The organism is Amycolatopsis sp. NPDC059027 (assembly GCF_042739735.1).
Taxonomy (GTDB): domain Bacteria; phylum Actinomycetota; class Actinomycetes; order Mycobacteriales; family Pseudonocardiaceae; genus Amycolatopsis.
Window position 1 is genome coordinate 40,723 of the sequence record NZ_JBHYIK010000044.1, and the last position, 8,959, is coordinate 49,681.

Annotated in this window: 7 protein-coding genes; 2 read left to right on the forward strand and 5 right to left on the reverse strand. The window is 69.6% G+C overall.

The genetic code is table 11. The annotated features are described in order from the left end of the window. Positions 1-373 precede the first annotated feature (373 nt). From ACFWY9_RS27920 to ACFWY9_RS27930, 3 genes are read right to left on the reverse strand one after another with little or no spacing between them, the layout of a single operon-like run. Positions 374-3,454, reverse strand: coding sequence for a patatin-like protein (locus ACFWY9_RS27920; RefSeq protein ID WP_378340270.1), 3,081 nt, complete (start codon positions 3,452-3,454; stop codon positions 374-376). A gap of 59 nt (positions 3,455-3,513) precedes the next feature. After that, the gene (locus ACFWY9_RS27925; RefSeq protein WP_378340271.1) at positions 3,514-4,758 is read right to left on the reverse strand and encodes a DUF445 domain-containing protein; all 1,245 of its coding nucleotides are present in this window, start codon (positions 4,756-4,758) and stop codon (positions 3,514-3,516) included. Between the two features lie 8 nt (positions 4,759-4,766). Then, the gene (locus tag ACFWY9_RS27930) at positions 4,767-5,573 is read right to left on the reverse strand and encodes an Abi-alpha family protein (protein ID WP_378328849.1); all 807 of its coding nucleotides are present in this window, start codon (positions 5,571-5,573) and stop codon (positions 4,767-4,769) included. 96 nt (positions 5,574-5,669) lie between these two features. Here ACFWY9_RS27930 and ACFWY9_RS27935 point away from each other — a divergent pair, with 96 nt between their 5' ends. Further along, positions 5,670-6,485 (forward strand): maleylpyruvate isomerase family mycothiol-dependent enzyme, encoded by an 816-nt coding sequence (locus tag ACFWY9_RS27935; RefSeq protein ID WP_378340272.1) that lies wholly within the window; start codon positions 5,670-5,672, stop codon positions 6,483-6,485. Positions 6,486-6,564: 79 nt separating this feature from the next. On the opposite strand, the gene ACFWY9_RS27940 is transcribed toward ACFWY9_RS27935, so the two are convergent. Together ACFWY9_RS27940 and ACFWY9_RS27945 are read right to left on the reverse strand one after the other, a co-directional pair. Beyond that, on the reverse strand, positions 6,565-6,984 hold the full coding sequence (locus tag ACFWY9_RS27940; RefSeq protein ID WP_378340273.1) for a lipopolysaccharide assembly LapA domain-containing protein: 420 nt from the start codon (positions 6,982-6,984) through the stop codon (positions 6,565-6,567). A 111-nt stretch (positions 6,985-7,095) separates the two neighbouring features. Next, positions 7,096-8,274: a dipeptidase gene (locus ACFWY9_RS27945; protein ID WP_378328852.1), complete on the reverse strand. Its 1,179-nt coding sequence runs from the start codon at positions 8,272-8,274 to the stop codon at positions 7,096-7,098. Between the two features lie 94 nt (positions 8,275-8,368). Between ACFWY9_RS27945 and ACFWY9_RS27950 the strand changes: the two genes are divergently transcribed. Next, complete coding sequence (locus tag ACFWY9_RS27950; protein WP_378328853.1) at positions 8,369-8,827, forward strand: MarR family winged helix-turn-helix transcriptional regulator; 459 nt, start codon at positions 8,369-8,371, stop codon at positions 8,825-8,827. Positions 8,828-8,959 lie beyond the last annotated feature (132 nt).

Consider the following 8,959-nt stretch of genomic DNA (forward strand, 5'->3'; position numbering starts at 1 on the left):
CCGGCGGACTGGAGTCGCGTTCGGAGGTCCGTGAATGCCACATCGAGGGACTCTGATTCCCTCGATGTGGCATTCACGGACAAGCTCTCGCCCCACTATCCACAGGGCCAACCCGCTTGTGGACAACTAGTCCCCCCAACGCCTGCGGACCCCGGTTCTGTCGTGCTCCGGCGATACGATGAATGTGGGGGGCGCCCCGCAAGCTCGTGACAGCACTCCGTGCGCCCGTTCATCAGTCCTATGAGGGCTGTCGACGTGTCCTTTATGGAGCGCGGCGCCGTGAAGGCCTCCTTCACGGCGCTGAGTGCCGTGAAGGAGGCCTTCACGGCGTTCGGCGGGGCATGGGGACTGCGTGACACCGGCGAGAAGGGCGTCAGAGGCGGTCCTTCGGGGTCGAGCGGCGCAGGCGGCGGGTGACGCTGCCCAGCGGCGTCCAGACCGCGGGCAGCACGATCAGCGCGGCCACCACGAGCCACCACACCGGGGCCTCGCCGCGCCGCCAGCCCGCGACCACGCCGCCCAGCCAGCCGAACAGCGGATCGGCGATCGGCGGCAGGAACGCGGCGAACAACAGCGCCGCCACGACCAGCACCCCGAGCACGGTGAGCACCATCCGCCACGTCCGCCGCAGCGTGATCAGGCTGACCACGAGGAACACCAGCGCGCCCGCCGCGACCGGCATGCCCACCCACTGCAGGACCTGACCGCCGTTCCCGCCGAGCACGAACCCCGCCAGCACGGTGACCGCGGCCGCCACGAGGTTCCACGGCCGCCCCAGCCGCACCGCGCCGCGCGTGATCCACCACGCGCTGCGCCCGGTCGTCTGCGCGAAACCGACCGCGGGCTGTACCGACTTCGGCACCCGCGCCGCCCCGGCCGCGGCGTTCATCCCGGCCGCGCCCGCCTTGATCAGCGTCGACGTCAGCAGCATCGTCCCGCGTTCGTCCTCGACCTTCTCCGCGGACACCCGGCACGTCTGGAAAACCCGCTGCGTCGCGGCGTCATCGGCCGAAGGCTCGGCCCCGACCTTGCGGAACGCCGCCGACGCCTTTCCGTTGCCCTTGGCCGTTTCCAGATCCTCCTCGGCGTGCCGGCACACCACGGGAAGCTCTTCGCGCGCGATTTCGAGCTGCCGTGCCCGCGCGAGCACCATCGCGGTGACCGGCATACTCAGCGGCACGGCCTCCGCGACTTCGACGTCCCGGAGTTGCGCGTCGAGACCGAGGAAACCCAGCTCCTCGGCGAGCTGCCCGGCGAACGATTCCGCTTCCCCCGGACCGAGATTGTCCGCGGGACCGGGCAGGATCCAGCCGACGGACTTGAACGTTTCCCGCACCCGTTCCCGGAACGCCCCGGCCCCGGCGAGATCACGCAGCAACCGCAGGCGTTTCGGGTCGAGCAGGCACTGCATCAGCCAGCCCGCGCCGTCGATCCGGCCCCACATCCAGTCGCTGGCCCGCCACGAAGCCTTGTAGAACGCGCCGAAGTCACCCACCTGCATCCCGGTCAGCTTGGTGTGCGCACGCGTGCGGCTCATGTCCAGCAGGGTGCGGGTGTCCGCGCTGACCTGGACGAGGTCGACGCGCTGGTCCACCGACGGAGGCTGCGCCAGCAGCCCACGCGTCGCCACGTGCAAGGCCAGCAACCTGGCCAGCACGACGTCGTCACCCGCGCTCTTGTCGTCCGCGGTGAGCCCGAACCAGTCGAGCAGTGTGCGGACGGTGTCGGCCGCTCCTTCGGTCTGCTCACCCACCAACGCCCGCAGTACCGGTGCCGCCTGACGCAGCGCGCCCGCCACGCTCGGCCACGCCTCGCGCAGGGTGTCCGCCCGGCCCTTCCCCGCCCATTCCGCGGCCAGCGCGGCGATCCAGCCGTCCAGCGACATCCCGGCGGGCGGCGGTTCGTGCTCCACCACCCACGGCGTCAGCTTCACGCCGCGTGCCGCCGCGCGCCGGGCCTGGTGCAGCAGCGCGCGGCATTCGTTGAGCTGCGCTGCCTGTTCCGGCGACGGGCCGAGCCGGAACCCGGCGTTGATCACCTGGATGCCGGTGCCGACGGCGTCGTCGAGCGCCGTGGTGCGGAACCCGATCAGCTCGTCGAGCGAGACTCGTCCGCCCGGCGGCTGGTCCGGCACGCCGTCCCGCAGGCCATCGGCGGCGACGGTCCGCAGCTGCGCGGACATCCCGGACGCCCACTGCGCTTTCAGACCGTCCACTTCGGACACCACGTAGACTCGGCTCGCCGCGCGCACCAGCTCACTGGCGTCCTCCGCCACCCGGCGTTCGCGGTAGGCGGCCATCAGCCTGGCGTCGACGAACGTGTCCGGATCGCCGCGCAGCCCCATCGCCGAGAGGGAGACGCGGGTGTCGCGCGTCCGCACGACAGCGTCGTTGTGCCGCGTCAGGTCCTCCAGATCGGTGCTGATGGTCTGGTTCAGCACGGTCGAAACCACCTTGCTGAGCGCGGTGCCGAGCAACGGTGGATTCCCCGCGTCCACCTCGACCACATCGGCCTCACGCTCCCCGGTCGGCACCACGTACAACAGCAGCCGCCGGACGTCGGCGTGCGACGGCCGTTCGAAAATCTCCCGCAGCGCGGGCCGCAGGGGCTTGTTGAGCAGCACTCCGCCGTCGGTGAGCCAGTGCGAACGGGTGAGTTCGGTGTAGCGCGTCATGTCCGGGTGCAGCCGATCGGTGCCGTCCTTGCCGATCGGCATCCTCGACAGCTCGAAGGCGCCGGGGAACGACGCGCTCGACCGCGCGGCGAGCGCGAGCGGGCCGAGCACATCGGGAGTCCACAAAGGACCATCGAAGCGGAAGAGCATCCGGTGGTCGGTGTCGCGCACCAGGTTTCCCAGCGCGTCGTCGAAGCGCGCCGTCTCGCCGTCGATCATGGTGCCGGTGAGCAGCACGGTGATGTCCGGCTCCTCGGCGGGCGGGGTGCCACCGCTGGTGATGCTGTGCAGTGCGCGCTCCAGGTCACCCAGCAGGACCCGGTCGCCGTCGAGCAGCGAGCGCGGCAGTTTCTCGTTCGGATCGCGGATGAGGTTGTCCAGCGAACCGGTGCCGATCCAGGTGTCGCGCAGCACCTCCGGAGTGGAGCCGAACGCCTCGGCCAGCCCGAGACAGGCCGCGTTGATGCCACCGGCGCTCGTTCCGGTGAGGACGTCGATCGAAACCGTGACGTGCAGGAGATCGATCAACCTCCGGTACACGCTTTCCGTTTTCTCGTCCCGCGAGGCGTGTAGTACCTGCGACGTCTCGCTCGCGATGCCGCCCATCCAGACGGCGAGACTCGCGCCGCCCACCATTGTCATCGCGAGCCGGATTTCCTGCCGCCACGGTTCCGGGGTTTCCTTGCCCGATGGGGAATCCGTTGGGGAATCCTTGAGGGAAACCGCTGTCGTGCCGTCAGTACGCTCCTCGCCGCGGTTCTCCCGCACTCCCTCAGCCATACTCCGAAGGATAAGGGCAGGCGGCGGAAATCGTTCCCGGTTCTAACCGGCCGGAGCAATCAGTCGGCGAAATGCTCCAGCAACAGCACCTGTGCTTCACCGACCGCGAACCCGAGCACCGCGCCGGTCGCGATGAGGATCCATTCGTCCTGTTCGAACGCCGGGCGCAGCAGGCGCTCGAATTCCCGAGGGGACAGTTCCTTCATCTTCGAGACCAGGACGTTACGGATGTCCATCGCGTCGGTGGCGTAGTCCTCGATGTAGGCCATGGTCTCGGGCAGCCGCGCCATGATCTGCTCGGAGATCGACAGCTTCAGGTCCTGGTAGCGCTTCCCGCCGACGGCGAACAACAGCAGCGGTTTCGCCAGCCCGCTGCGCCTGCCGAGTTCGACGTCGAGCTGCCGCTGGATGAGCGCGAGGACCCGATCGGACAGTGGCCCGCGCAGGATCGCCTCGATCACGTTGTGCGGGGTGATGATCTCCTTCGCGATCAGCTCCCCGTACGCCTCGGCGACCTCGGCGCGCCGTTTGAGGAACAACCCCTGCCACTGGATACCGAAATATTTCTTCGGTTCGATCGGGTAGAAAATCATACGCAACGCGAGCCAGTCGGTGAACCAGCCGGTGAACAGGCCGAACAGCGGCATGATCAGCGGGAATTTGAACAGGATCCAGGCGGCCATCTGGATGACGCCGATGAATCCGCCGAAAACGAGCCCGGAACGCTGGATGAACTTGAACTCGTCCCGGCCCGCTTCCTGGAAGATCCGGTTCAGCAGCCGTTTGTCCTTGACGAGGCTGGTGACGACCATGCCCTTGAGGTCGAACACACTGTCCACATCGGACTTGATGAGGTCGAGCACGGCGGCGACCATGCGCGGCGACTCGGCCTGGACCCGCTGGATGACCATCCGCTGCACGCCGATCGGCAGCGACTCCCACAGCCCAGGCTGGTAGTGCCCCGCCACCTCGCGGACGATGTCCTCGACCCCGGCGAGCAGCGGTTTCTCGATCTCCTTCGCGATCCGCCCGGCGTCCAGTCTGGACACGACCTCGGACGGTTTGATGAGCTGCTCGGTCATCGTGTCGCAGGCGATGCTCGCCATCCGCGCCGCGCGCTTCGGCACGATGCCCTGCCAGCCGAGGAACGGCTTGATCCCGATGAACTCGACCGGCTGGAACATCATCCGGATCGCGACGATCTTGGTGAAGTACCCGATCAGCGCGGCGACGATCGGGATGGAGACGTAAAGCGCCCAGTGCCGCCCGAAGTCGTCGAGAATGCCGCTGACGAACGCGCCCATGGCCGGGCTCAGCCGAGGCTCGGGTCGCAGGCCTGCCAGAACCTCGCGCCGAGACGCGAGATGTGCACGGTGCGCCGGACGAACTTCGCGCGTTTGACCAGTTGCTCGGCCTCGCGCACGGTCTCGTCGGTCAGCAGGATCTCGTACTGGGTCTCCAGCGCGGGCACCTCCTCGTCGAGGTCGACGAGGCCGAGCCCGATCAGCCGGGTCAGGTAGCCGGGCACCTGGTCGGTCAGGGACACCCCGGCCGTCTTGCCGACCGTGGACGCGTTGCGCAGCACGACCCGGCCGCTCCCGCCGAGGCCGTTGCGCTCGACGACGTCGACCGCGGGGAACGGCGAGCCGTCGGAGAGCGCGGAGAGGATGCGGGCCTCGTCCGGGGTGAGCTGACGCAGGATGATCGCGTAGAGGTACTCACGGGCCCGCTCACGCCCGAAGCCGATGGAGTGATTCAGCAGCTCCGCCATCGCCGCGCGCAGCGGTTCGACGTGGTTGTCGCGTGCCGGCACCAGCGTCACGGTGGCCTCGACCGGCTCGCCGTCCAGCCGGGCGCGGTTCATCGCGGACGCGGCGGTCAGCGCGGCGTGGTACGGGTCGTCGACCTCGTCGAGACGGCGGCGCAGCTCGGTCAGCAGCTGGCGTTCGACCGTACGGATACCGCGCTCGGCCGTGTCCACGCCCGGCAGTTTCCTGGTGAGATCGAACCCGGTGCGCGCGGCCCAGCCCGCCAGCTGACCCGCCCGCCTGGCGAAGTTCGCGACGTCCTCCACCGTGCCGTTTTTCGTGCCACTGCCGTTGGCTCGCTCTGTGCTCACGGGCCCCACTCCCTCGCTGTTCGCGCTGATGCTACCTGCGGGTAGGCCGAATGGCGGCGTGATGGCGCCGCATCGTGATCCGGCGGACGGTGTTGGATGGCTCCCATGCGCGCGCCGTACTGGGGACCGCCGATCGCCGTCCTCCCCTTGCTCGCCCGTGAGGAACAAGCGCTCGTGGACGTGCTGACCGGGCTCGACGCCGAGCAGTGGGCGGCACCGACGGCGTGTCGTGACTGGACGGTCCACGACCTGGCCGCACACATCCTCGGCCTCAAGCTCGGACGGCTTTCCCGTGATCGCGACGGCTACCGCGCGCTCGAACCGCGTGACTCACCCGAGGCGTGGGTGACGGCGTGCCGGCGGCTTTCGCCGGAGGTCCTGTTCGCGTTGATCGTGGACAGTACGGCGCAGATCGCCGACCACTGGGGCAGGCTCGACCTCGACGAGCCCGGCGAATCGCTGAGCTGGGCGGGTCCGGAACCGGCGCCGAGGTGGCTCGACGCCGCCGCGGAGTACAGCGAGTTCTGGACCCGTCAGCAGCAGATCCGCGAGGCGGCGGGCGTTCCGCTTCTCGACGCGCCGGAGTTCCGCGGCCCGGTGGTGGACACGTTCCTGCGCGCGCTTCCGTTCGCGCTGCGCGACGTCGAGGCGCGGACCGGCAGGCAGGTCGCCTACACGGTGACCGGCGCGAGCGGTGGCCGCTGGACCGCCCGCCGGGAAGCCGACGGCTGGACGCTCGACCGCGCGGCGCCGACGTCCCGCTCCCCGCTGGCCTCCGTGACGACCGACGCCGACACCTTCTGGCGGCTGTCCGCAGGCATGCTCCGCGTCGGCGACGTCGCGGACCGAGTCACCGCCAAGGGTGACGAAAACGTTTGCGCGGCGGTGCTCGGGATGGTCGCGATGTGCTGAAGGACGCTTTCAGTGCATCCAGTGCACTGAAAGCGTCCTTCAGCGCGCCCACCGCACCGAAGGCGTCCTTCAGCTCATCTCAGCGGCGCCGCCGGGCCTGTTTGCGCAGCTGGAGGATCCGCGCGCCGCCGATCAGCGCGACGAGCGCGGCACCGGCGAGCACGGAGAACAGCATCGCCACCGCGAGCGGCATGCTGCCCGAGGCGCCGAAGAAGTGCACGGTCGCCGAGTCGAGATTCTGCAGGATGAAGATCAGCAGCAGCGCGAGCACGATCAGCGCGACGATCACCGCCACCCAGGTACCGCTGATCCGGGTGGGTTTGAGCTTCCCCGACTTCCCCGGCCGCTTCCCGGGGCGCGTGGTCCCGGCGGGCCGTACCGGGGTCTCGGCGGCGGGGTCGAGGGCGGCGGGCGGCTCCACATCCCGGAGCCGCCCGCCGGGGGTCTCGGACGGGCTGGTGCGGGCGGGGTCGTCACCTCCGCCACGGGCGTGAGTCATAGCCCTCAGTGTCCGCCGACCTGCGGGAGTTCGCCGACTGGTATGCCCCTAACGGGTGCATTTACTAATCCGACCGAAAGTAGGCGGAGGCGGACCGCAGCCGACCAGCTCTCAGAGACCCGTTTCCGCCGTGGCTGCCGTCGGATTAGTAAAGAACGGCACAGTGTCGACATCTCGGAGCACGCGGAGGGTGTTACGGCCGGCAAGCTTCGCGCAGTCCTCCTCACTCCAGCCACGCTCGAGCAACGCGGCGAACAGCACCGGGTACTTGGAGACGTCCTCCAGCCCCTGCGGCAGTTCCGCGACGCCGTCGTAGTCGCCACCGAGGCCGATGTGGTCGATCCCGGCCACCTCGCGGGCGTGCTCGACGTGCGCGACGACGTCTTCGACGGTGGCCTTCGGCTTCGGCGGCCCGTCCCAGCTCGCGGCGAACTTCCCGCGCTGGGCGAGGTCGCGGTGGTCCTGGCCTGCCTCGGCCATCGCGGCCTTGAGCTGCCGGTCCCATTCCGTCACGGCGGGCGAGATGAACCCTGGCACGAACGTCACCATCGCGACACCGCCGTTGCCGGGGAGCCGCTCGAGGACGTCGTCGGGGATGTTGCGCGGGTGATCGTTGACCGCGATGCACGAGGAGTGGCTGAAGATCACCGGCGCGGCGCTGACATCGAGCGCGGCCCGCATCGTGCTGGGCGCGACGTGCGAGAGGTCCACGAGCATGCCGATGCGGTTCATCTCGCGGACGACGTCGCGGCCGAACTCGGTCAGGCCGTTGTGCGCCGGTTCGTCCGTGCCGGAGTCGGCCCACGACGTGTTGTAGTTGTGCGTCAGCGTCATGTAGCGGACGCCGAGACGGCGCAGGATCCGAAGCACGCCAAGGGATTCGGCGATGCTGTGGCCGCCCTCGGCGCCGAGCAGCGAGGCGATCTTTCCGTCGGCGAACGCGGCCTCCGCCTCGTCCGCGGTGGTGACCAGCGCGAGGTGTTCCGGGTAGCGCTCGGCGAGCTGGTGGACGACCTCGATCTGCTCCAGCACGGCGGTGACGGCGCTGTGGCCTTCGAACGAGCACGGCACGTAGACCGACCAGAACTGCAGGCCGAGCTTGCCCTCGCGGAGCTTCACCAGGTCCGTGTGCAGCGCGGGCTGCCGGATGGTGAGGTCGAGACCGTGTGCGGCGTCGACCGGATCGGGCCCGACCAGGTCACGCAGCTCCCACGGGAGGTCGTTGTGGCCGTCGGCCAGGATGGTGGATTCCAGCAGCGCCGACGCGCGCTCGAGGTCCCGAGAAGTCATGCCCCGATCGTATGGGGCACGCCGTGCGGCGGACGCGCGAGCAAAGCGAGAACAAAGTCTCTTGCACGCGAGAGAACTGGGCTAAGGTGAACCCGTGAGACCCGATCCGCACACCGACGACGACGAGATCGTCAGCTGGTGGGGCCTGGTGATCGAGGGGTACCTCGCCACACAGGACGTCCTGATGGGCGAGATCTCCGAGCGCTACGGCCTCGCGCCCGCGTCGTTCGACATCCTGCTGCGGCTGCTGCGCTCGCCGGAGCACCGGATGCCGATGACCCGGCTGGCCACCGAGGCCGCGCTCTCCAGCGGCGGCTTCACCAAGGTCGCCGACCGGATGGCCGCCGCGGATCTCATCCGCCGGGTGCCCAGCCCCGACGACCGGCGCGTCACCTTCGCCGCGCTCACCGACAACGGCCTCGACATCGCGCGGCGCGCGCGGACGGCGGCCGCCGGGATCCTCCGGCGCATCGTGCTGGAGCCCCTCGGCGACGACGCCGCCACCCTGGCCTCGGCCATGCGCACCCTGCGCTCGGTCAACGGCGCGAGCTGAAGGGGACTTTCGTCTCACCAGATCAGCTGAAGGGGGGTGTTGAGAGCTCGGACTGGGGGGGACAACCCCCACACGAACCGCCGCCCCGGGCGGGGCCCCCGGGGGGCACCCGCCCGCGCCCCGGGGGAACGC